Source organism: Streptomyces sp. DH37, assembly GCF_029813835.1.
Taxonomy (GTDB): Bacteria; Actinomycetota; Actinomycetes; order Streptomycetales; family Streptomycetaceae; genus Streptomyces.
This window is the reverse complement of sequence record NZ_JARVKV010000035.1, coordinates 25786-47608: the sequence shown is the minus strand read 5'-3', so window position 1 is coordinate 47608 and position 21823 is coordinate 25786. Positions and strand designations below refer to the sequence as shown.

Here is a 21823-nt window from a genome sequence, read left to right as displayed (position 1 = left end):
GGGTGCGGCCGCGCTGCCGGTGAGGGCCCGGCCGCGGATCCGCGGCACCGCTCCGCGCCCGGTTCCGGCGGCGGGCTCCGCGGGCCGGAGGAAGCGGGCGGGAACGCGGATGAACGGCGCGGGGTCGGTGGATGACCTGGACCTGGCGGTCGAGCTGGTCAACACCGCCCACACGCCGGCGGGCCCGGCCGACCGGCTGACGGACGTGGCGCACTTCCAGGACGTTCTCGCGGAGTTCGGCGAGCACCGTCTGGCGAAGGCCATGGCCCCCGGTGACCTGCGGCCCCTCCGCACCCTGCGGGACCACCTGCACGGGGTCTTCGTCGCCGAGACCGCCGCCGCCGCCGTTCCCCTGCTCAACGAGCTGCTCACGAGGGCCGGCGCGGTTCCGCAGCTCAGGGCGGTCGGCACCGGTGAGGCGCGCCTGGAGTGGGGAGCGGGCCGCCGCGGTTATCCGGCGCTGGCCGCCCGGCTGCCCGGAGCCCTGGCCGAGTTCGTCACCGAGCACGGTGTGCGGCGCCTGGGCGCGTGCGCCGCGACACCGTGCGGGCGGGTCTTCGTCGACCGGACCCGCCCGGGGAACCGGAGGTACTGCTGCGAACAGTGCAACGACCGCGTCGCGTCCGCCGCCTACCGCGAGCGGCGGCGGACGGGCTGACCGGTCACACGCCGTGCAGCAGGCGCAGGACCAGACCGAGCGGCGGCTTCGGGGCGAAGGACAACGACCCGTTGGGCAGGAGGAGTGTGTTCTCGGCCGATGCGCGCACCTTTCGGTACGACGGCGCACGCGGTATCAGCACCGTTCCGCGCGATCGCTCCGCGTCGGCCGCCGCGCCGGCCGGGTCGTGATGCAGACGCGGTTCCGTTCCCGGCGCACCGGGCCGTGCGGCGGCAGCCTCCACCGCCGGGCAGGGACCGGGGGGTTCGAAGTCCGTCGCCAGCAGGTAGCGCAGCCCGTCGCCGACGAGACAGGCGGGACGGTCGGCGCCGACCGCCGCCAGCGCGTCCAGCGCGGTGGCCAGCGCCGCGGCCCCGCTCCCGGGCGGTCCCGCCACCGGCCGCAGGGCGCACGGGTCCGGCAGGGAGGCGAGGAACTCGTCGAGACGGATGCCGGGCAGGACCCGGTGCAGGGGGCGGGGCTCCAGCGGGTAACGGGTCTCGTCGACCAGGAGCACCGGACCGTGCGTCGCGCCGGCGATCTGGCGGTCCCGCAGGTAGTGGTAGGCGAGGTAGCGGTGGTGCCCGTCGGCGATCAGCAGACGGCGGTCCGAGAGGTCCGCGTTGACCCGGTCCCAGTCCCCGGGGTCGGCGACGGCCCACAGGCTGTGGCGGGCGCCGTCCGCGGTGCGCGCCCGGCACAGCGGTTCGCCCGCCGTCACGGTGTCGAGGAGCCGCGCCACCAGGTCGCCTCCCCGGTGGGTGAGCAGGACGGGTTCCGGCTGGGCTCCGAGCATCCGCATCCGCTTCATCCGGTCGGCGGCCACGGAGGGGTCGGCCGACCGGTGCGGCAGGACGCGTCCCGGACGGGTGGGCAGGCGCAGCGCGGCGATCAGACCGCGCTGCGGTCCGTCGGGGCCGTGCTGTTCATACGCGTACATGACAGGTGTGGGATCGAGGCGGAGCACATCGGTCCGCAGCCAGTCGCGCAACCGCTCCGACGCGCCGTGGTGGGCGGGGGATGGTTCGCCGGAGGGCCGGTCGGGCAGGAGGAGCCGCCTCGGGCTGTGGGCCGGGAGGTCCCGGGGCCCGGCCGTCCGGCCGGAGGCGAGGGGTGAGGGCGATGAGGCGACGGCGCTCTCCAGGGAGCCGATGTGGCCGGGGGCGTAACGCACCCCGCGGAACGGGGAGAACTCCAGGTTGCCCGGACGGGTGCGGGACGGGTGTGGCAGTGACCGGGCGGGAAGGGGGGACGGGCGGTCGGTCGCCGGGGCGGGGGTGTGCGTACCGGGCACGGATGGGACCTCCTCCAGGTGGCTGGTGTGATCGTCCGGGCCTTCGCCCGGGCGCCGGGACCTGCGTGTGCTCGAGCAAAGCTGTCGCGTGCGACGGAGGGATGGTGCGGAAGCGGCCGTGTGCGCCGTGAGCGGGAGGCCGGCCGGCGGGCCGGTGTGGGCGGGGACGGCCGGGGCGGGGTCGGTCTCCCGCGGCCGGGGGCCGCCGCACTCCACGACCCGCTATTGCTCCGGGCCGCCCTCCGAAGGGTAAGCGGAAACCGCGGGGATTTTCACCGTGCGGCTGCGGGGGGAATGAAGTGGAGTTCTCTGATCCGCTTTCCGGGGAGTTCTCGCGTCTGCCCTTCTGCTGAAAAGGGGCGTTTTGCTGCGCTGTAGGAATGTTTTGAAAGGGCTGGTGAGGGAAGTATCGATCGTCGGCCGTTCGGCCGTCGAAGGCTGGGTTAACAACACATCAAAGCCCTTACCTCCGCGCGGCGATGGTGTTAGCCTCCATGAGCGCCGACCGGATTACGGGTCTCTCCGCGGCGACCTGACCGGCGGTATCTGCTCCAATGACCGATGTTCTTTTCGGGAAGCATTGTTGACGCGGCGAAGAGCCGGTGGGATCGTATGGAATTCTGCGCGAAGTCATCCACGGCCTTGCCGAAACGACTCGGCAATGCGCTCGGAACAGGAGCGGGCCGCATCCGCCCATCGTCGCGGCGGGCGGATCCGGTCCGCCGGAGGCCCGGCGCCCGCTGAACGGAGCGCCACGGCACGGAGGACCAGGACCGAACGCGATCCCCGGCGGCGACGCACGCGGACACGCACGGACACCGACCAAGGAGTTGCCTTCATGAGCCTGATGGACGCACGCGAAACCCCTGCCGGCAGGATCGTCTCCCCGGACCTGGGCCCGGCGACGGCGTTACGGTGCCGGGAGTGCGGTGACAGCTGCGACCTCGGGCCGCGGTACGCGTGCTCGACGTGTTTCGGGCCGCTGGAGGTCGCCTACTCCTTCACGGGGGTGACGAGGAGCTCCATCGAGGCGGGACCGCCCAACATCTGGCGGTACCGGCGGCTGCTGCCCGTCCCGGACGGCGTCACCGCCACCCGCAACATGGAGCCGGGCTGGACACGCCTCGTACGCGCGGAGAACCTCGCCCGGGAACTCGGGATGCGCGAGCTGTGGATCAAGGACGACTCCGGCAACCCGACCCACTCCTTCAAGGACAGGGTGGTGGCCGTGGCCCTCGCCGCCGCGCGCGAGATGGGGTTCACGGTGCTGGCCTGCCCCTCCACGGGGAACCTGGCCAACGCCGTGGCCGCCGCGGCGGCCCGGGCGGGCATCCGGTCCGTGGTGCTCATCCCGGCCGACCTGGAGCAGCCGAAGATCGTGTGCACCGCCGTGTACGGCGGGGACCTGTTCGCGGTGCGGGGCACGTACGACGACATCAACCGGCTCGCGTCCGAGATCGCCGACGACGAGGACTGGGCCTTCGTCAACGTCAACGTCCGCCCCTACTACGCCGAGGGCTCCAAGACGCTGGGGTACGAGATCGCCGAGCAGCTCGGCTGGAGGCTCCCCGAACAGATCGTCGTCCCCGTGGCCTCCGGGTCGCAGCTCACCAAGGTGGACAAGGCGTTCGGCGAACTGACCGAGCTGGGGCTCGTGGACGCGGCGCCGTACCGCGTCTTCGGCGCACAGGCCACCGGCTGCGCACCGGTGTCCACCGCCTTCAAGGCCGGTCACGACGCCGTCCGGCCGGTGCGGCCGGAGACGATCGCCAAGTCCCTCGCCATCGGGAACCCGGCCGACGGCCCCTACGCGCTCGACGTGTGCCGCCGCACCGGCGGCGCGGTCGAGGACGTCTCCGACGACGAGATCCGGGACGCGATCACGCTCCTGGGCCGGACCGAGGGGATCTTCGCCGAGACGGCGGGCGGAGTGACCGTCGCGACGCTGCGCAAACTGCTGGACGGCGGAGCACTCGACCCGGACGCCCGCACCGTGGTGATCAACTCCGGAGAGGGCCTGAAGACCCTGGACGCGGTCTCCTCCGTCGTCGGGCCGACCGCCGTGATCCCCGCCACGCTGGAGGGCTTCCGCGGTGCCGTCCCCTCCTGAGCCGCCGTCCGGTGCGCCGACGCCCGTCCGGCGCCCGTCAGGAAACCGCAACCACCCGCCCGACCACGGAAACGAGGAACGTGCGATGACCACGACCGTCCGCATCCCGACCATCCTGCGTCAGTACACCGGCGGCGCCGGCGAGGTGCGGGTCGCACCGGCCGGGCCGACCGTGGCCGACGCGCTGCGCGCCCTGGAGGCCGACCACCCCGGCGTCCTGGCGAGGGTCTGCGACGAGCGGGGCGCGCTCCGGCGGTTCGTCAACCTGTACGTCGGCGAGGACGACGTCCGCATGGCGGAGGGAATGGGGACCAAGGTCCCCGACGGCGCGCTGATCTCCATCATCCCCGCGGTGGCGGGGGGCTGACCCCGGGACGCGCACGGCGGCCGGCGGCGGACCGTGCGCGGCAGGACGTCCCGGGCACGACGGAGGAACACGAGCGCGAGGATTTCCACATGGTTGTCGCAGAAGTGGGCGCGGTCGCCGAGGGGTTGCCCGGGGCGGCCACGTCACCGTCGGAGCACACGGAGTTCGCCGCGGCGGTCGTCCAGCAGGCGGGCCGGCTCCTGCTCGATGTGAGGTCGCACGAGGAGGGGGCGCACGAGGAGGGATCGGCGCCGAGCGGTACGGCACTGGGAGACCTGGGCCGGCGCTGGGCCGAACTGCTCATCCGCAACCGGCTGATGACGTCGTTCCCCGGCGACGCCGTCGTCTGCGGGACGCCGGCGGACGGCCGGGGCGGCCGGGGCTGCCGGGACGACCGCCGTACGTGGCTGGTCGTCCCGCTGGACGACGAGAGGGCGTACGGCCGGCCCGGGTCCCCGTACTGGGCGGTGCACCTGGCGCTGAGGGAACCGGGGCTGGGCGTGACCGCGGCGGCCGTCGCCGTGCCCGCGCTGTGCAGCGTGGTGACGTCCACCGGGCCGCGTTCCCTGTGGCACCACCCCGGCAGGCCGCCCGGGACGGCCCTCGTCCTGCTGCACGACGGGGAGCGGGGGAGGGCGGTGGCCACCGCCCTCGCCGGGAAGGCCCCGCTCCGGCCGAGGCCGGTGGCATCGGCCGGAGCCCGGACCGTCGCGGTCGTCGACGGCACGGCGGACGTCTGCCTGCACACCGGGGCCGAGGCGGGGGAGGGGACCGCGGTCGGCGCCGTGGCCGAAGCATCCGGTCTGCGCGCCATCCGCCTGGCCGACCTCGGCACGGTCCCGGGAGCCGCCGAGGGCGACGTCCTGCTGTGCCGGGCCCACCTGGCCGACGCCCTGCACAGGGCACTGGCCTCCTCCCGCGGCAGGCTCGCCCGGACCGAATGACGCCCGCGCGGTCCGCCGCCCGGCCCGACCGGCGCGAGCGGACGCCGTTCCCGGCACTCCACGAGAGGAAGGGCTCCGGAGCGTGATCTCCGATTCCAGCATCGAAAGCACCACCGCTCTGGTCTTCGCCGACATCGCCGTGATCATCACCGTGGCCCATGTCTTCGCCCGGATCGCCCGCCGTCTGAGGCAGCCGCCGGTGATGGGGGAGATCGTCGCGGGGCTGATGCTCAGCCCCAGTCTGCTGGGGCTCCTCCCGGGAGACATCACGGACGTCCTCTTCCCCGCCCACGCCAGGCCCTTCCTCACCGTCCTGGCACAGCTCGGGCTGGTGCTGTTCATGTTCGGGATCGGCTACCGGCTGGAGGCCTCGCACCTGCGCGGCAGCGGAGGGCAGATCACCGCCGTCTCGTTGGGCTCGGTCGCGGTCCCCTTCGCCCTCGGCTTCCTCCTCGGGTACGCGATCCACCCCTGGTACGACCATGACGCCCTGAGCTCGGCGAGCCCGCTGGGGCCGGCGCTGTTCCTCGGGACCGCGATGTCCATCACGGCCTTTCCGGTGCTGGCCCGCATCATCGCCGACCGCGGCATGGACCGTGAACGGATGGGCGGGATCGCCCTGTTGTGCGCTTCCGTCCAGGACGCCCTCGCGTGGTGCCTCCTCGCCGTGGTGGTCGCGGTGGTGACGGCCGACGGGACGGAGCCGCTGATCGCCCTCGTGGTCCAGTCCGTGCTCTTCGTCGTCGTCCTGCGCTATCTGGTCCGCCCGGCGCTCATCCGGCTGCTCGAGTCGGAGCGGCCGTGGCCGGGACGCTCGGCGGCCTGCTACCCCATCCTGACGGGCGGGCTCCTGCTGAGCGCCTGGTGCACCTCCACCATCGGACTGCACGCCATCTTCGGCGCCTTCCTGTTCGGGGTGATCGTGCCGCGCCGGCAGGTGGAGGCCGTGGCCGCGCAGGTGCCCGAGCGCATGGACCAGACGGGCATGCTGCTGATGCCCGTCTTCTTCACGCTCACCGGCCTGTCGGTGGACCTCGGCGGCCTCGGGGGCAAGGGCGTCCTGCTGCTGCTGGCGGTCATCGCCGTGGCCTGTCTCGGCAAGTTCGTCGGAGCCGTCGTCTCGGCCCGGCTGGCCGGGTTCGACACCGGCCAGTCACTGGTCCTCGGCACGCTGCTCAACGCCCGAGGTCTGACGGAACTGGTCATCCTCAACGTGGGCCTCGAGCTGGAGGTCATCGACCACCGGCTCTTCACCGCGATGGTGATCATGGCGGTGGTCACGACGGTGATGACCGGGCCGCTCCTGGACGTCGTCCACCGGCGGTACGCGCCCGCCCCCGGCGGGGGGACGGACGCGGAGCACCACGCGGAACGCCGGGGGAAGGCGGACGCGGAGCGCCGGGGGAAGGCGGACGCGCCCCGGACGGTGGACACCGAACAGGTGTGACCCCGGCACGGCCGCTCGCCGGCCGGACCCGGCGCCTCGCCGCCGCCCCCACCGGGCGGGAGCCGGACGGCCGTGCCACGGCAGGCGCCCGCCCGGTCAGGCCGCGCGCCAGTACCCCAGGGCGTGCAGCCGGTCCTTGGGCACGCCCAGCCGTCTGCGCGCGTGCGCGGTGAGGGCGCGGGTGGTGGCCGTGTCGCAGGCGATCCAGACGTAGGGGGCCGCCTCGGCGGCCAGCAGGCCGGGCAGCGCGGCGGTCACCTCGGCCACCAGGCGGGCGCCGGCGTCCTCGCGTCTCACCCGCCGGAGTTCGTGCCGGGCCGGGTCGAGCCGCACCGGCAGTTCGGCGTCGTCGTCATGGGTGGTCTCGAACCAGACGGTCGCCGGGGTGGCCGGAAAGGCATCCAGCAGGGAGTTGAGGGCCGGCAGGGAGGCCGGGTCGCCGACGGCCAGCAGGCGGGAGGGGGCCGGATCGGGGGCGGCGAACCCTGTGCCCTGGACGGTGGCCTCGATCGTGTCGCCCGGCCGCGCGGCGCGGGCCCAGTCGCTCGCGACGCCCTGGTGGAGGGCGAACTCCAGGCCGAAGGTTCCGGTGTCCGGGTCGGGATCGACCAGGGTGTAGGCGCGCTGGTGGGGCTTGCCCTCCCTGTCGAACCAGAGGCGCACCCACATCGTGGGGTGCGTGCCGGTGGCGGCGAGCATGCCCCCGTCCGTCAGGCGGACGCGGTGGTAGTGGTCGGTGACCGGTTCGGCCGCGGTGACCGTGAACGTGAAGTCCCTGCCCCGCAGCAGTTTGAGGACCGCGCCCTCCCAGCCGTGTCCCATGGCTCTGTTCTCCCCCTCGGCGTGGATTGCTTTTCGGCCAACATCAACTTAGCTTAGGTGAGCCTAACCTAAACGTTGCACAGTGTGCGGGCAACCGCTGCCCGAGAACAACGGCCACGGCACGACCGCCCAGGCTCTCCCCCCACTGCCGAACGCGTTCCGGCCCGCCCGCACACCGAGGGAGGAGAACCATGCCCAGCGCCGGCACCACCCCGCCAGCCGCCCGCCGCCCCGTCCACGAACAGACCGTCCCCGGCTTCGGAACCGTGCGGATCACCCCCGTGGACCCCGACCGCGACGCCCCCGTGATCCACCGCTGGGTCACCCAGGACCGCGCCGCGTTCTGGGGGATGACCCGGGCGAGCGTCGAGGACGTCCGCGACGTCTACGCCCACATGGACGCCCTCGCCACCCACCACGCCCACCTCGTCCACCGGGAGGGCGAGCCCGTGGCGCTCTTCCAGACCTACGACCCGGCCGAGGACCGGGTGGCCCTGTGCTACGAGGTCCGGCCCGGCGACGTGGGGGTCCACCTGCTGCTCGCCCCCGCCTCCGGCTCCTCCGAACCGGACTTCACCGAGCGGCTGACGACCGTGCTCCTGATCCACCTGCTGGCCGACCCGGACCTGCGGCGGATCGTCGCCGAACCCGACGCCCGCAACGAGAAGGCGATCGCCCGTCTGCTGCGCACCGGCTTCGAACCCGGACCCGAGGTGCTCCTCCCCGCGATCGACCTGCCCGACGTCCGCCTGCCCGCCAAGCGGGCCCGGCTGGCGTTCCTGCGGCGCGAGGCCGTCCCGGCCTGAGGGCGCCGCTGCCGGGCCCCGCGCGGCGGCCCCCCGGCGTCCGGCCCCGGTCCGCGGGGGCGGGGCCCGAACCCGGCGGGCCCGGGGACGGGGCGGGCACCCGCAGGGGACGGCGGGCGGCGCGGGGAACGCCGGCGCCGCCCGCCGTCCCGCTCAGCGCAGGGGCAGCAGGCCGGCGGTCACGGGCAGCCCCTCGACGTGCCGGTTGGCCACCACCGCCAGTTCGTAGTCGTGGCGGGTGCCCGGCTGCCACTGCCCGCCCGCCAGCCGCACGGTGGCGACGTTCGGCACGGGCCCGGCCGTCCAGTCCAGCGGGCCCGCCACGGTCTCCAGACGGGTCCGGCCGATCGCCTCGGCGACCGCCGCCGGGTCGGTGGGGTCGGCGGCGGTCCGCAGCGCGTGCGCGGCCACCTCGAACAGCGCGTAGGCCAGGCCGAGGGGCTGGAGCCACTGCCTTCCCGTGGCCCGCTCGTAGGCCTCGGCCAGTTCGGCGGCGGTCATGCCGTCCAGTGACGAGCGGTACGGATGGGCCGGCGTCCAGTAGACCAGGGTCGCCACGTTCGCCTGCGCGGGCCGTTCGCCGCCGCTGGTCGTCGAGGGCGGATAGGCGAGCCAGCGCGAGCAGGTGATCAGCCGGGGGGTGCTGCCGCGTTCGGCGGCCAGGGCGCGGAACAGGGACAGATCGCGGGCGGTGGCCGCGCTGGTGACGATGTCGGCGCCCGCCGCGGCGAACGCCTCGACGTGGCCGGAGAGGTCGGTGGCCGGTTCGGTGTAGCCGGCCGGATCCACCAGGTGGTGGCCGCGTGCGCGGGCGGCCGGCGCGAAGCCCGCCTCCGCGTGCCGCGACCAGGCGCCCTGCGGGCCGTCGTTCCACAGGCACCCCACGGTCCGCCGGGAACCGCCCGCCTGCTCCCACAGGTCCGCGAAGACCTCGGCGATGGCGTCCAGGCCCCAGCAGAAGTGGTACGTCCAGCGGAACGGCGCGGTGTCCCGCGCGCCGCGCCCGTAGTAGTAGACCTGCCAGGGGAAGGTGCTCGACACGCACGGGACGCCCGCCTCCTCACAGGCGTCGGCGGCCGCCGGCAGCACCTGCGTGCCGGCCAGCGTGACGATGATCCGCGCGCCCTCGTCCCGCACCAGCTCGCGCACCGCCTGCCGCGCACCGTCGGCGGTGGACCGGCTGTCGCGGCTCACCAGGCGCACCGCGTACTCCCTCGGGCCGTTGCCGATCCGGGTCAGCTTCGGCTCCAGCAGGGACACGGCGAACGCCAGCGGGTCCCCCAGGCTCGCCAGCCGCCCCGATCGCGCGGCCACGACTCCCACGGTCAGGGTCCGCCCACCGTCACTCGACTCCCGCACGTCCGTCTCCTCCGAGTGGAACTCCGCCTACCCCCGGACAACGGGCCCGTGACCGGGAAGGACATGCGCCTTCACCCTTCCAGGGGGTCATGCGCCGGAGATCGCGTCCTTCGGGGGCGCCGGGCGGCCGGGGCGGGCCGCGGGGGGATCCTCATCGGCCCACCGCTCCGGTGCCGGACGGGCCACCGCGGCGCGGCGGACGGGTGAACCGCCTCCCCGGACGCGGTGGGCGCGGGATGGGAGGCAGATCACCGCTTTCCGCCGCCATCGGGCGGGAAGGAGGCCGGTGGAAGGCGAACCCCACGCAGACGAAGGCTGGTTGATGTCCCCGCTCCAGCGTGCCACCGGCGCTGCCCCACCGTCCCCCGCGATCCCCGGCGCGACCGGTCCCGCCCCGTCCGCGGCTCCGGACACCGCGAGGGACGGGGGAGCCGAGCTCGAGCGGTTGCGCACCGAGGTGGCCCAGTTGAGGCAGGCGATGCGGAGCAGGCCGGTCATCGACCAGGCTCGCGGCATGATCATGGCGTGGGGAGCGTGTTCGGCGGACGAGGCGTGGCGAATACTGGTGCGCGTCTCCCAGCACACCAACACCAGGCTGCGGGTGGTGGCCGCCTGCCTGGTGGCCACCACCTGCGGCGAGCCGCTGCCCGAGGCGCTCGAGGAGGTGCTGGACCACGCCCTGCCCCGGCGCGGCCCGGTCTGACGGGCGCCGCCCCCGGTGACGCAGGCCTCCCGCCCCGGCCCGCCTCGGCGGTTGCGGGATCCGCCGAGGCGGGCGGTGGCGCCGGCCCTCCCGAGGGCGAACCGGTCGGCGGACCGGTCGGCGGAGCCGCCGTCCGCGAGGCGGCCGGCCACCGCGCTGCGGTCGTCGCGGCCGGCGTGGGGTCGAAGCCGGTCCCCGTCGCCGGGCAGATCGCCCGGCGCGCTTCTGGGCGTCGCGGCGCCGGACGTACCCGGCCATCCGGGCGGGATCGAGGCCACCGCGGTCATCGGCCGAACGGGGACCGCCCGCCCCGAGGCCCCCGGCGCTCCGGCGGCTGCCGGACAGCAGCCGCCGGAAACCGCCCGGAGCGTGGTGACCCGCGTACTCGGCCGGTCGCCGGCTACCGGCTCGTGTAGGGCAGCAGGGCCATCTCGCGGGCGTTCTTGATCGCGCGGGCGAGTTGGCGCTGCTGCTGGGCGGTGACGCGGGTGACGCGGCGGCTGCGGATCTTGCCGCGGTCGGAGATGAACTTCCGCAGCAGGTCGGTGTCCTTGTAGTCGATGTAGGTGATCCCGGCGGCGTCCAGGGGGTTGGGGCGGGGCTTGGGCTGCTTGCGGGGGTCGGTGCGGCGGGGCATGGGAAGGGGTTCCTCGGTTCTCTCGGATCGGGCGCCGGACCGGCTCAGGCGAGGTCCAGCAGGGGGGCGAAGGCGGCCGGGAGGCGTTTCCACGCCTCCCGGCCGGCGGCGTACTCGGTGTCGGTGAGCAGGCAGGAGTCGAGCAGGCCGGTGAGGCCCTCGCGGTCCAGGCCGGGGGAGGTGAAGACGAGGTGCTGGCAGCGGTCGCCGTGCTCGGGGTGCCAGTCCAGCGCGGCGGCCGTCCGGCGGACGGGGTCCACCATCTCCCAGGCGGCGTCCGGCAGGGAGGCCAGCCAGGGCCCGGAGTCCTCGACGCAGAGCGCGCCGCCGGCGGCGTCCCAGGACAGCAGGGTGTCGGGGCGGTCGGCGAGCCAGAAGCGGCCGCGGCTGCGGGCGGCGGCGCAGGCGAGGTCCTCCAGGGCCTCGTAGAGCCGCTCGGGGTGGAAGGGGCGGTGGCGGCGCCAGACCAGGGTGCCCACCCCGGCCTCGTCCGCCTCCTGCGGCAGCCGGGTGCAGGCCGGGTGCTGCGCGGCGGCGGCCATCTCCACGTCGAAACCGGCGAGGGCTGCTTCCGCCAGTTCACCGGAGGCGGCCCGTACCCGGCGCGCGGCCGGGCTGAGCTGGGTGAGGAGAGCGTGGTCCTCCTCGTCGGCCTCCGGGCTGTCGACGAGGGCGAGCACCGGCGCGTACTCCAGTTGCCGCGCCCAGGTGTCCGCGACCGTGCGCTGGTCGGTGGCGGCAGCGGCGAGACCGGCCTCCGCCAGGTCGTCCCCGTCGGCCAGGCAGGGCAGGACGAGCGCGGGGTCGACGGCGGTCACCACACCGGTGAGCTCCAGCGCGTCGCGGCCGTGCGCGGCGATCACCTCGGCCATGCCCTTCGGCTCGACGGAGTCCCACAGCTCGACGACCGCCAGCCGGGTCAGGCCGTCCGCGGCCAGGCGCTCCAGCTCCGGAAGCAGGTCCTCGCGCAGCGCGCAGCACGCGCAGTCGTTGACCAGCGGCGCCTCGCCCGCGTCCAGTTCGCCCGAGGCGTCCCGCACGGTGCGCCGCACCGTGCCGTCGGCCGCCGTGGCGAGGTCGTGGTGGAGGGCCACGCCGCCCGGCACGGCGCGCAGCAGCCGCTCCACGACCTCGCGCCGGGCGTCGGCGTGGAGCCCGGCGACGATCACGACGGGCAGTCGGCGGGAGACCTCCATCAGCGGGCCCCGCGCGTTCCGTAGCGGCGCTCGAAGCGTTCGACGCGTCCGGCGGTGTCCAGGACCCGCTGGGTGCCGGTGTAGAAGGGGTGGCTGGCCGAGGAGATCTCGACGTCGACCACGGGGTAGGTGTTGCCGTCCTCCCACTCGACGGTCTTGTCGCTGGTCATGGTGGAGCGGGTGAGGAAGGCGAAGTCGGCGCTCTTGTCGCGGAAGACGACGGGGCGGTAGGCGGGGTGGATTCCGGGTTTCACGGTGGTGTCCCTCTGGTCGTGCGGTCGGGGCCGGGGCTGAGGCCGGGGCCGGGGTCAGGGCTGGGGTCAGAGCCGGGGGTCAGCGTTCCTCGCGGAAGTCGACGTGCCGGCCGGCGACGGGGTCGTACTTGCGCAGCACCATGCGGTCGGGGTCGTTGCGGCGGTTCTTGCGGGTCACGTAGGTGTAGCCGGTCCCCGCGGTGGAGCGGAGCTTGATGACCGGGCGGAGTTCGTTGCGTGCCATGGCCGCTAGTATATGACAATGGTTTCCATTGCCAAGAAGGATCCGCCCGACGAGAGGAAGGGACCGCTTTGTCCGCCCACTGCCAGCTGACCGGCGCCAAGCCGGGCTTCGGCAAGAAGATCTCCCACTCCCACCGGCGCACCCCGCGCCGGTTCGACCCCAACATCCAGCGCAAGCGGTACTGGCTGCCGAGCGAGGGCCGCCACGTCCGGCTCACGCTGAGCGCGAAGGGGATCAAGACCGTCGACACCATCGGGATCGAGGCCGCCGTGGCCCGCATCCGCGCCCGGGGAGGAAAGGTCTGATGGCGAAGAAGAGCAAGATCGCGAAGAACGACAGGCGCAGGGAGGTCGTCGCGCGGTACGCGGTCCGGCGCGCGGAGCTGAAGGAGATCCTCCGCCGCCCGTCCTCCACCGACGAGGAGCGCGCCGCCGCCCTGGCGGAACTGCGGCGCCAGCCGCGCGACGCCAGCGCGACCCGGGTGCGCAACCGCGACAGCGTGGACGGCCGCCCGCGCGGCCACCTGCGCAAGTTCGGCCTGTCACGCGTGCGGATGCGCGAGCAGGCGCACGCCGGTTTCCTCCCCGGGGTCACCAAGTCCTCCTGGTGACGACCACCCTTCGCGGCGGAGCGGCCGGCCGCTCCGCCGCGAAGGGAGCGACCGGCGCGGGATCCCCGGCGCCTGCCGCGCGGCGCACCGCCGCCCTCACCGCCCCGCGGTACGCCCCGAACCCGAGAGCGCGCGGGGCCCGGAGGACGCGGGAGGCGTTACGGCGGTGGGAGGCGGGTCCGGCCGGCGGAGGGGTCCGGCGGCGAAGGGGCGCGGAGGGAGCCCGGGCCGGACAGCCTCGCGCCGAGGACGTCCGCGAGGCCCGTCCGCCCGTGGGCCGCGGGGCGACCCGGCCGGGCGGGCCCGGCCCGGTCCCCCGGCCGGCGGGCGGACGGGGCCGCCGACCCGCGCCGACGGCGGAGCGGCACATGGCCGCCGGGCTTCAGTCCTCCGCCCGCGCGCGTACCCGGCGGGAGGGCGTGAAGACGTAGAGGCCGAGGATGTCGGGCGGGTCGGCGAGGCCGGGGCCGCCCCGCTCGGCCCAGGCGACGATGTCGGCGGTGGCGTCGAGGTCGTTGACCAGGCCGAGCCAGACCGGTCGGCCGCCCGCCGCGCGCCCGGCGGGGGAGGGCTGGACGACGATGACGTTGGCGTGCTCGCAGGCGTCCAGGCAGTCGGTGACGCGCACGTCGGCGGTGCCGTTCAGGGCCCGGCGCAGGTCGCGCAGTTGGGCGGCGTGGTCGAGCCCGGGGACGATGTCGCCGCAGCAGCAGCCGCGGCAGACGGTGACGGTGCACCGTGCCGCCCCCGCCGGCCGGCGAGGGGCGGCGGGTGGGGTGGACCTGCTCATCGCTGTTCTCCCGTCGCGGTGTTCTTCCAGGCGGCCTCGCGCAGCAGGCGCAGGCCGTTGAGGCCGACGATGACGGTGGACCCCTCGTGCCCGGCGACGCCGAGCGGCAGGGGCAGGGTACCGATCAGGTCCCAGGCCACGAGAACGGCGATGAACACCCCGGCGATGACCAGGTTCTGGACCACCAGCCGACGGGCGGTCCGGGACAGCCGCACGACGGCGGGGACGGTGGCGAGTTCGTCGCGGACCACGACGGCGTCGGCGGTCTCCAGGGCGAGGTCGGAACCGGCCCTGCCCATCGCGACGCCGCAGTGCGCGACCGCCAGCGCGGGGGCGTCGTTGACGCCGTCACCGACGACCATCACCTTCCTGCCCTGCCGCTCCCAGGCGCGGACGGCGTCGGCCTTGTCCTGCGGAAGGAGCCCGGCGCGCACGTCGGTGATGCCGACCTGTGAAGCCAGGTACTTCGCGGCGCGCTCGTTGTCGCCGGTCAGCAGCACCGGTGGGCGTCCGGTCAGTTCGGTCAGGGCGGCGACGGTGGCGGCGGCGTCCGGCCGCAGCCGGTCGGCGATCCCCAGCACGCCGACCGGAACCCCGTCGCGGAGCACCACGACCGCGGTCCGCCCGGCCTCCTCCACCTCCCGCACGGCGGCGTGGGCCCGGCCGCCGGATGCGGGCAGGAACCGGGCCGGGGAGCCGACCCGGACCGTGCGGCCGCCCACGACGGCGCTCACCCCCCGGCCCGGGGCGGAGGTGAAGTCGGCCGCGTCGGCGAGGGGGAGGCCGCGCTCGCGGGCGGCGCCGACGACGGCGCGGGCCAGGGGGTGCTCGCTGGGGCGCTCGGCCGCGGCGGCCAGGGCCAGCAGCCCGTCGCCGGTCAGCCCGCTGTCCGGCAGCGGGCGCAGGTCGGTGACGCGGGGGACGCCCTCGGTCAGGGTGCCGGTCTTGTCGAGGGCGACCGTGTCGATCCGCCCGAGGCGTTCCATGACGACCGCGGACTTGGCGAGCACCCCGTGGCGGCCCGCGTTCGCGATGGCCGACAGCAGCGGCGGCATCGTGGAGAGCACCACCGCGCACGGCGAGGCCACGATCATGAACGTCATCGCGCGCAGCAGCGCCGGCCGCAGCTCGTCGCCGAAGGCGAGCGGGACGCCGAAGACCGCCAGGGTCGCGGCGACCATGCCGAGGGAGTACCGCCGCTCGATCTTCTCGATGAACAGCTGGGTGGGGGCCTTGGTCTCGGAGGCGTCCTCGACCATGCGCACGATCCGGGCGATCACCGTCTCCGACGGGTCCCGCTCCACCCGCACGGTGAGGGCGCCGGTGCCGTTCACCGTGCCGGCGAACACCTCGTCCCCCCGCCGCTTGGCCACCGGCAGCGGCTCGCCGGTGATGGTGGCCTGGTCCACCTCGCTCTCGCCGCTGAGGACCACGCCGTCGGCGCCGATCCGCTCGCCCGGCCGGACCAGGACCGCGTCCCCGGGCGACAGCCGCTCCGCCGGAACGGACTCCTCGCTCCCGTCGGGCAGCAGCCGGGTCGCGGTGGCCGGGGCGAGGTCGAGCAGGCCGCGCACGGAGTCGGCGGTACGGGCGGTGGCGACCGCCTCCAGGGCGCCGGAGGTGGCGAAGATGAGGATCAGCAGCGCCCCGTCGAGCACCTGGCCGATGGCGGCGGCGCCGAGCGCGGCGACCACCATCAGCAGGTCCACGTCCAGGGTCCTGCCCTTCAGCGCCTTCAGGCCCTCCCAGCCCGGCTCCCAGCCGCCGGCGGCGTAGACGGCGGCGAACAGCGGGCCCCACAGCCAGGCGGGGGCTCCCAGCAGGTACGGGGGGAGGGCGATCAGGAAGAGGACCAGGGCGGCGAGCGCCCAGCGGACCTCGGGCAGTGCCAGGAGCCGGGTGCGCCGGCGCGGAGCGGCAGGGGCGCGTTCCCCCGGCGGCGCCGGGGTGGTGAGTGTGGAGGTCATCGGCAAGGGCCTTCGGGAGACGTGGAGTCCGACCCGCTCACCATACAGGAATGGTTGAACAGCCTTTCATGTATCCGTTTCCGTAGGATGGGCCCATGGGCCACGGAGCAACACCCCCTCAGGGCGGCGGCGCGGTGCCGCGCACCCGGCTGACCGCGCAGAACGCACCGAAGGTCGCCGAGACCCTCCAGGCCCTGGCCACCCCCTCCCGGCTGCTGATCCTCGCCCGGCTGCGCGAAGGCCCCTGCGCGGCCACCGAACTGGCCACCGCCGTCGGCATGGAACAGTCCGCCTGCTCCCACCAGCTCCGGGTCCTGCGCACCCTCGGCCTGGTCACCGGTACCCGCCAGGGCCGCTCCGTCGTCTACGCCCTGCACGACGACCACGTCGCCGAACTCCTCGACCAGGCGCTCTACCATGTCGAGCACCTGCGCCTGGGCGTCACCGACGCCCGAGCCGCGACGGCCGCGTCCACCACCGCCCCGTGAACGGCCGCCGCCCAGCGGGGAGGCGGCCACCGCGGCCCGCCGGGGGAGTTCCTCAGAGGCGCTCCCCGGAGGCGGTCCCCTGGTAGGCGGTGGCCTGGAGCCGGAACAGGCGCGCGTAGGTGCCCCCGGCCGACATCAGGGCCCCGTGGTCGCCCTGTTCGATGACGCGGCCCTCCTCCAGCACGTAGATGCGGTCGGCGCTGCGGACGTTGGAGAACCGGTGGGAGATGACCAGCACCGTGCGTCCCGCGAACAGCGTGCGGATGCGGTCGAAGAGATCGGCCTCGGCCTGCGGGTCGAGCGAGGCGGTCGGCTCGTCCAGGATGACGAAGGGCGAGTCCCGGTAGAACGTGCGGGCCAGGGCGAGGCGCTGCCACTGGCCCAGGGACAGATCGGTGCCGTCGGTGTACTCCTTGCTCAGCACGGTCCCGTATCCGTGGGGCAGCGACCGGAGCAGCGAGGCCGTCCCCGCGCACTCCGCGGCCCGCTCCACGGCGTCCATGTCGGCCGCGGTGTCCGCCCGCCCGAACGCGATGTTGTCCACGGCCGGGAGCTTGTAGCGGACGAAGTCCTGGAAGAGGACGGCCGACGAGGCCCTGAGTTCGGCCGTGTCCGTCACCCGCCGGCCGTCCCGGAGCAGTGTCCCGTGGTCGGGCCGGTAGAGGCCGGCGAGGATCTTGGCCAGTGTCGTCTTGCCCGAGCCGTTGCGCCCGACGAGTGCGACGACCTCGCCCGCGCGCAGTTCGACGGACACCCCGCTGAGGGCGGGCGCGACGGACCCGGGGTAGCGGAAGTCGATCGCCCGCGCGCTCAGCGAGCCGAAGGGAGCCGGTGTGCCGGGAGGGGAGGCGGCGGGGCCCGCCGCCGGGGTTTCCGTGAAGGTGCGGATGTCCTTCACGTACAGCGCGGCGGCGCCGATGGTGGTGAAGACGAACCCCAGCATCTGCACGCGCACGGCGAGCAGCAGAAGCGCTCCCAGCGCGGCCAGCGCCGTGGGCAGGTCCATCTCGCCGAGGCGCACCATCCACCACAGGAGGGCGACGACGGCGACGAGACCGCAGTCGCCCAGCAGCCGCGCGACCGCCTTGCGGCGGGTGTGCAGGCGCACCATCGCCGCGGTGCTGCGGATCTCCTCGCCGTAGCGGGCGCTCCAGCGGCGGTGCAGCGCCCGGCCCAGGTCCAGGGCGCGCACCTCCTTCGCCTCGTCGCGGCCGGCCAGCAGCTGTTCCAGGTACTGGCGGGCCCGCCTGCCCTCGGCGAGCTCTCCGTGCAGGCGGTAGTCGGCGTCGCGTTCGTCGCGCGCCGTCCTGAGCACCGGAAGGGCGCACAGCGCCGTGAAGGGCAGCAGCCACCAGGACATGACGGCGAACGCCACGGCGACGGCGACGATGCTGAGCACGGCCTGGAGCGCACCGGTCAGCGCCGTCACCAGCATGACGGGCTGGGAGCGGGAGGCGAAGACGGCCCGCTGCAGACGGTCGTGGAAGCGGGCGTCCTCGAACGACCTCAGCTCGGCCCGCGCGGCGCCGTGCAGCACCGAGGCCATGATCCCGCGGTCGACCGCGAGCGTGAGGACCCGCTGCCAGCCGCCGCTCAGGGTGCGCAGCACGCCGCCCGCGGAGGCGAGCGCGATCAGCGCCACCACCGCGAGTACCGGCCGCGCGCTCTCGCGCTCCCCGCCCGCCGGCGGGGACCCGGACGCGGAGGACCCGGAGGGCAGGACGTCGCCGAGCGCCCCGCGCAGCAGGAGCACCACGGCCGCGAGGCCGGTGGCGGTGGCGAACTGGACGAGGAGGACGCCCGTCAACCGGGCACGGTCCGCCCGCCAGGCCATCCGGACCACGTAGGCGCACGCCCCGGCCATGTCGGCGGTGCGGAAGCGCTCCGCCTCCTCGCCCGCCCGTCCGGCTCCGCGCACCGCGCCGGTCCCGTCCTCCGCCGCCGCCCGCTCCCGCGCGGCCCCTCTCCCGCCGCGCTTCCCCTCACGCCTACCGTCACGCTTCCCGTCACGCATGGGTCCTTCCCTTCGCTGGGCTGTCGGTGCGGTGCGCGGCGCAGACCCGGAGCCAGGCGCGGTGCTCCGCCGCGACGGCCCGGAGGGCCTCCAGGTGGCGGAAGGTGTGGCCCTCGTACGGCAGCAGGAGGAGTCTGGCCCGCCCCCCGGTGGCGACGACGGCGCGGTAGAGGCCGACCGCCTGGTCCGCCGGGGTCGCGCCGTTGGCGTCCGCGCCGCCGTGCACGATCAGTACCGGCCGGTCGAGCCGCTCGGCGAAGTGCAGGGCGCTGAAGGCGTGGTAGAGGTCCGGGACGGCCCAGTAGGCGCGCCGCTCGTACTGGAAGCCGTACGGGGTCAGCGTCCGGTTGTAGCAGCCGCTGTGCACGATCGCGCCGGCGGGGCCGGGCAGGTGGGCGAGGGCGTGGAGCACGACGGTGGCCGCGAAGCTGTGCCCGCCCAGGACGACCGGCCCCGGGGCGGGCGACTCCTCGCGCAGGGCGAGGAGGGCCTCCCCGACCGCCGACGTGATCTGGCGGCGCAGATACGGGACCGTCGCGTCGGCAGGCCAGTCCAGCGGGAGGTCGAGAGCCGGCGCCGTCACGTCCGCGCCGGCGGGGGCCGGCCACACGGACGAGGGGAGGTGCGGGTCCGGGGGCCGCGTTCCGGCCCGGCGGACACCGACCCACAGCAGCCGCGCGGCGCCGGGAGGACCGTCCTCCGGCGCGGAGCGCTCCGGAGGGCCCGCCGGGAGCAGCAGGCGGGGCGGATCCGGCAGATCACCGGGGAGGACGACGGAGCGCGGCTCCTCGTTCCCGGCCCGCGGCCCGTCGCCCCGCCGCCCGCCGCCCCGCCACCGCGGGGCGTGGGGCGGACCGCCCGCCCGCCCGGTGGCCGGCACGGGGTCCGGGACTCCCGGCGCGGCGGGCTCCAGGCGGTCCCCGCGCAGGACATGGCGCCGGAACGCTCCCGCGCGCAGCGTGACGAGGTGCGGCACGTCCCCGTCGCACGCCACCCAGGCGCCGTCGAGGGGCGCCCGCGGCGACGCGTCCCCGCCGTCCCCGCCGTCCTGGTCGAGCACCGCGTGCGCGGCCGGGCGGAGCCAGTCCACGAGGAGGACCCCGGCCCGGCCGTCCCGCTCGCAGGCGACCACCAGGAGGTGCCCGTGGACGGCTGCCCCGGATCCGGCCCCGCCCGGCAGGGGGCGCACCCCGGGGAGGGGGAGCGCGGTGGTGGCGCCCCCGCTGGTCACGCGCACCGAGCGCCGGTGGAGGGTGACCGCGACGGGGTCGGTGGCCGTGCCGACGAGCCACCAGTGCGCGACGGGGTCGTCCTGCGGGTGCCGGACGACCTGTTCCGGCGCGGCGGTGCGGCCGGCGGCCCCCGTCCCCTCCGCGTGGAGCCGGACGACCGTGCCGGAGGGGGCGCGGCGGGCGGAGGCGGCGAGGTCCTCCGCCGTACGGCACCACCGGGCGCCGGCCGGCAGTCGTTCCGGTGCGCTTGCGGCGGTGGAACGGGCGCCGTCCCGGCTGTCGGCGCGCACGGTGGCGCAGGCCCAGCGCAGCGCGTCCCGGGCCTGTTCCGGAGAACCCGCCGGAGGCGCGGCGTCGGCGCTGTGGGCGTAGGTCACGAGCAGGCTCCGTCCGCCGGGGGAGGGCGTCAGACCGCCGACGAGGAGGGGACCGGTGAGCGCGCGGACCTCCCCGGTGGCGGGGTGCAGGACGCTCACGACCGCCGCCGCCCGGTCGGCGAGCTCGCCGAGGCCCGGAAGGAACACGACGTTGCCCGGTCCCGTGGCCTCGTACACCACGGGGCTCCAGCCGCCGGCGGACGGTTCCGGCGCCGGGGACGGCGGTGTCAGCAGCGCCAGCTCCCCGTCGCCGCACCAGGCGAGTGCCGAGGGCGTACCACCGCGTGCCGTGAGGGACAGCGCCGCGCGGACCCGCCGGTGCACGGTGAGTTCGCGCCGCGCGTAGTCGGCGATCCACACCACGGCGTGCCGGTGGTGCCGGACGAGTCCCGCGACGAGCGGGAGCCGGGGGTGCCAGGCGGGTTCGACGGGAAGGGCCGACCGCAGGTCCAGCGGCCAGAGACCGCCCCGCGGAAGGCTTCCGACGCCGATGCGCGTCAGCGGCGGGCGTTCGGGCGCGACGCCGGTGAGGCCGGGGTCCACGGGCAGGTCGCGCCAGTACGCGGTCGCGGGATGGTGGTCGGCGACGGAGGGCGTGCGGGGCGCGGTCATCACGGCCCAGGCGGACAGCGTGGGGGCGAACGCCACCGTGACGTGTCCGGGCTCGCGTCCGGGGTCGCTCCCGGACCGGGGGGAGGCGGCCCCGCCCGCGGGCTCACCCGGCACGTGCGGCGCCCGCGCTGCCGACCGTGATGGTGTCGATGAGCGCCTTCACGGCCCCGATGCCGGAGGTGGGCTCGCAGACCGGCGTCCCCTCCGCGTCCACCGCCGTGGCGCACGGCACCGACATGTCGGCGAGCACGGGCGGCAGTTCGTCGCTCCGCTTCACCACGGTCACCCGGACCGCCGCCTGCCGGGCCGGTTCCATCGCGGCCAGCAGCTGCCTGAGGGCCCGGCAGGCGGGGCAGTTCTCCGACACGTACAGGTGTACGCCGTCGACCTGCGCGGTGCAGGGCGCGGCGGTCGCCTCGCGCGCCGCGCGCCGGCGATCGGCGATCAGGACGGCCACGGCGACGAGGCCGGCGGCCAGCACGGCGAGGGGGCCGCGCAGCTCCGGCCGTGACGGCGCGTCGGACAGGAGCAGCACGGCCGCCAGCGCCGCGCCCGCGGCGTTGCCGCCCACGTGCAGGCGGCCCACCGCGGCCAGCCGGGCGGCGCCGAAGCAGGCGCAGCGCCGGCCGCGCATCGCGTGGGCGGCGGCGGTGAGCACCGCGTACGCGACCAGGGCGAGGGCCGCGGCGGGCCGCCCGGGAAGCAGCACCAGGCAGATCGCGGCGGCCGACTCCGCGGCGCCGACCAGCCGGGGTCCGTACGGGGACCGCAGGACTCCGGAGTGGAACGGCCAGGCCAGCCGGTCCGGTGACGTGCACAGCTTGGCCACGCCGGCGGCCGCCAGGGGGCCGGCCAGCGCGGCCAGGGCCGCGTGGAGGAGCAGGGAGGGCAT

Annotated in this window: 22 protein-coding genes; 10 read left to right on the top strand and 12 right to left on the bottom strand. The window is 75.4% G+C overall.

Annotation, left to right across the window (positions count from 1 at the left end; genetic code table 11):
- The first annotated feature begins 109 nt into the window (after nt 1–109).
- On the top strand, nt 110–658 hold the full coding sequence (locus QC029_RS18400; protein WP_279556788.1) for a CGNR zinc finger domain-containing protein: 549 nt from the start codon (nt 110–112) through the stop codon (nt 656–658).
- Nucleotides 659–662: 4 nt separating this feature from the next.
- Here the strand turns inward: QC029_RS18400 and QC029_RS18395 are convergent, their stop codons facing one another.
- Nucleotides 663–1952, bottom strand: a complete 1290-nt coding sequence (locus QC029_RS18395) for a DUF1015 family protein (protein ID WP_279556787.1) — start codon at nt 1950–1952, stop codon at nt 663–665.
- An 847-nt stretch (nt 1953–2799) separates the two neighbouring features.
- Between QC029_RS18395 and thrC the strand changes: the two genes are divergently transcribed.
- The 4 genes from thrC to QC029_RS18375 all read left to right on the top strand — a co-directional run bounded on the left by thrC (nt 2800) and on the right by QC029_RS18375 (nt 6820).
- Nucleotides 2800–4062: a threonine synthase gene (gene thrC, locus QC029_RS18390; protein ID WP_336621597.1), complete on the top strand. Its 1263-nt coding sequence runs from the start codon at nt 2800–2802 to the stop codon at nt 4060–4062.
- An 85-nt stretch (nt 4063–4147) separates the two neighbouring features.
- Nucleotides 4148–4429: a MoaD/ThiS family protein gene (locus QC029_RS18385; protein ID WP_279556785.1), complete on the top strand. Its 282-nt coding sequence runs from the start codon at nt 4148–4150 to the stop codon at nt 4427–4429.
- 89 nt (nt 4430–4518) lie between these two features.
- Entirely contained in the window at nt 4519–5373 is an 855-nt protein-coding gene (locus QC029_RS18380; protein ID WP_279556784.1) for an inositol monophosphatase family protein, read from the top strand.
- An 82-nt stretch (nt 5374–5455) separates the two neighbouring features.
- Nucleotides 5456–6820: a cation:proton antiporter gene (locus QC029_RS18375; protein WP_279556783.1), complete on the top strand. Its 1365-nt coding sequence runs from the start codon at nt 5456–5458 to the stop codon at nt 6818–6820.
- A gap of 96 nt (nt 6821–6916) precedes the next feature.
- Here QC029_RS18375 and QC029_RS18370 read toward each other — a convergent pair whose 3' ends face one another.
- Nucleotides 6917–7642, bottom strand: a complete 726-nt coding sequence (locus QC029_RS18370; protein WP_279556782.1) for a siderophore-interacting protein — start codon at nt 7640–7642, stop codon at nt 6917–6919.
- 191 nt (nt 7643–7833) lie between these two features.
- Here QC029_RS18370 and QC029_RS18365 point away from each other — a divergent pair, with 191 nt between their 5' ends.
- A complete protein-coding gene (locus QC029_RS18365) occupies nt 7834–8448 on the top strand; it encodes a GNAT family N-acetyltransferase (protein WP_279556781.1) in 615 nt (204 codons plus the stop codon).
- Between the two features lie 153 nt (nt 8449–8601).
- Here the strand turns inward: QC029_RS18365 and QC029_RS18360 are convergent, their stop codons facing one another.
- On the bottom strand, nt 8602–9807 hold the full coding sequence (locus tag QC029_RS18360) for an ABC transporter substrate-binding protein (protein ID WP_279556780.1): 1206 nt from the start codon (nt 9805–9807) through the stop codon (nt 8602–8604).
- 322 nt (nt 9808–10129) lie between these two features.
- Between QC029_RS18360 and QC029_RS18355 the strand changes: the two genes are divergently transcribed.
- Nucleotides 10130–10510, top strand: coding sequence for an ANTAR domain-containing protein (locus QC029_RS18355; protein ID WP_279556779.1), 381 nt, complete (start codon nt 10130–10132; stop codon nt 10508–10510).
- A gap of 400 nt (nt 10511–10910) precedes the next feature.
- Here QC029_RS18355 and rpsR read toward each other — a convergent pair whose 3' ends face one another.
- The 4 genes from rpsR to rpmG all read right to left on the bottom strand — a co-directional run bounded on the left by rpsR (nt 10911) and on the right by rpmG (nt 12841).
- Nucleotides 10911–11147: a 30S ribosomal protein S18 gene (rpsR, locus tag QC029_RS18350; RefSeq protein ID WP_279556778.1), complete on the bottom strand. Its 237-nt coding sequence runs from the start codon at nt 11145–11147 to the stop codon at nt 10911–10913.
- A 44-nt stretch (nt 11148–11191) separates the two neighbouring features.
- Nucleotides 11192–12343 (bottom strand): GTP-binding protein, encoded by a 1152-nt coding sequence (locus tag QC029_RS18345; RefSeq protein ID WP_279556777.1) that lies wholly within the window; start codon nt 12341–12343, stop codon nt 11192–11194.
- Nucleotides 12343–12597 (bottom strand): type B 50S ribosomal protein L31, encoded by a 255-nt coding sequence (locus QC029_RS18340; RefSeq protein WP_279556776.1) that lies wholly within the window; start codon nt 12595–12597, stop codon nt 12343–12345. The genes QC029_RS18345 and QC029_RS18340 overlap by 1 nt, the downstream gene beginning before the upstream one ends.
- Before the next feature lie 79 nt (nt 12598–12676).
- Nucleotides 12677–12841, bottom strand: coding sequence for a 50S ribosomal protein L33 (gene rpmG / locus QC029_RS18335; RefSeq protein WP_201843023.1), 165 nt, complete (start codon nt 12839–12841; stop codon nt 12677–12679).
- A 68-nt stretch (nt 12842–12909) separates the two neighbouring features.
- Here rpmG and rpmB point away from each other — a divergent pair, with 68 nt between their 5' ends.
- Together rpmB and rpsN are read left to right on the top strand one after the other, a co-directional pair.
- Nucleotides 12910–13146, top strand: coding sequence for a 50S ribosomal protein L28 (gene rpmB / locus QC029_RS18330; protein WP_279556775.1), 237 nt, complete (start codon nt 12910–12912; stop codon nt 13144–13146).
- Entirely contained in the window at nt 13146–13451 is a 306-nt protein-coding gene (gene rpsN / locus QC029_RS18325; protein ID WP_279556774.1) for a 30S ribosomal protein S14, read from the top strand. Before rpmB ends, rpsN begins: the two co-directional genes overlap by 1 nt.
- Nucleotides 13452–13833: 382 nt before the next feature.
- Here rpsN and QC029_RS18320 read toward each other — a convergent pair whose 3' ends face one another.
- Both QC029_RS18320 and QC029_RS18315 read right to left on the bottom strand, forming a co-directional pair.
- On the bottom strand, nt 13834–14241 hold the full coding sequence (locus QC029_RS18320) for a (2Fe-2S) ferredoxin domain-containing protein (protein ID WP_279556773.1): 408 nt from the start codon (nt 14239–14241) through the stop codon (nt 13834–13836).
- Nucleotides 14238–16208, bottom strand: a complete 1971-nt coding sequence (locus tag QC029_RS18315) for a heavy metal translocating P-type ATPase (protein WP_279556772.1) — start codon at nt 16206–16208, stop codon at nt 14238–14240. Before QC029_RS18315 ends, QC029_RS18320 begins: the two co-directional genes overlap by 4 nt.
- Before the next feature lie 95 nt (nt 16209–16303).
- On the opposite strand from QC029_RS18315, the gene QC029_RS18310 reads away from it, so the two are divergent.
- Nucleotides 16304–16696, top strand: a complete 393-nt coding sequence (locus tag QC029_RS18310; protein ID WP_279556771.1) for a helix-turn-helix transcriptional regulator — start codon at nt 16304–16306, stop codon at nt 16694–16696.
- A 52-nt stretch (nt 16697–16748) separates the two neighbouring features.
- Here QC029_RS18310 and QC029_RS18305 read toward each other — a convergent pair whose 3' ends face one another.
- From QC029_RS18305 to QC029_RS18295, 3 genes are all read right to left on the bottom strand, one after another.
- Nucleotides 16749–18710: an ABC transporter ATP-binding protein gene (locus tag QC029_RS18305; RefSeq protein ID WP_279556770.1), complete on the bottom strand. Its 1962-nt coding sequence runs from the start codon at nt 18708–18710 to the stop codon at nt 16749–16751.
- Complete coding sequence (locus tag QC029_RS18300) at nt 18703–20967, bottom strand: prolyl oligopeptidase family serine peptidase (protein ID WP_279556769.1); 2265 nt, start codon at nt 20965–20967, stop codon at nt 18703–18705. The genes QC029_RS18305 and QC029_RS18300 overlap by 8 nt, the downstream gene beginning before the upstream one ends.
- Before the next feature lie 67 nt (nt 20968–21034).
- A complete protein-coding gene (locus tag QC029_RS18295) occupies nt 21035–21823 on the bottom strand; it encodes a hypothetical protein (protein WP_279556768.1) in 789 nt (262 codons plus the stop codon).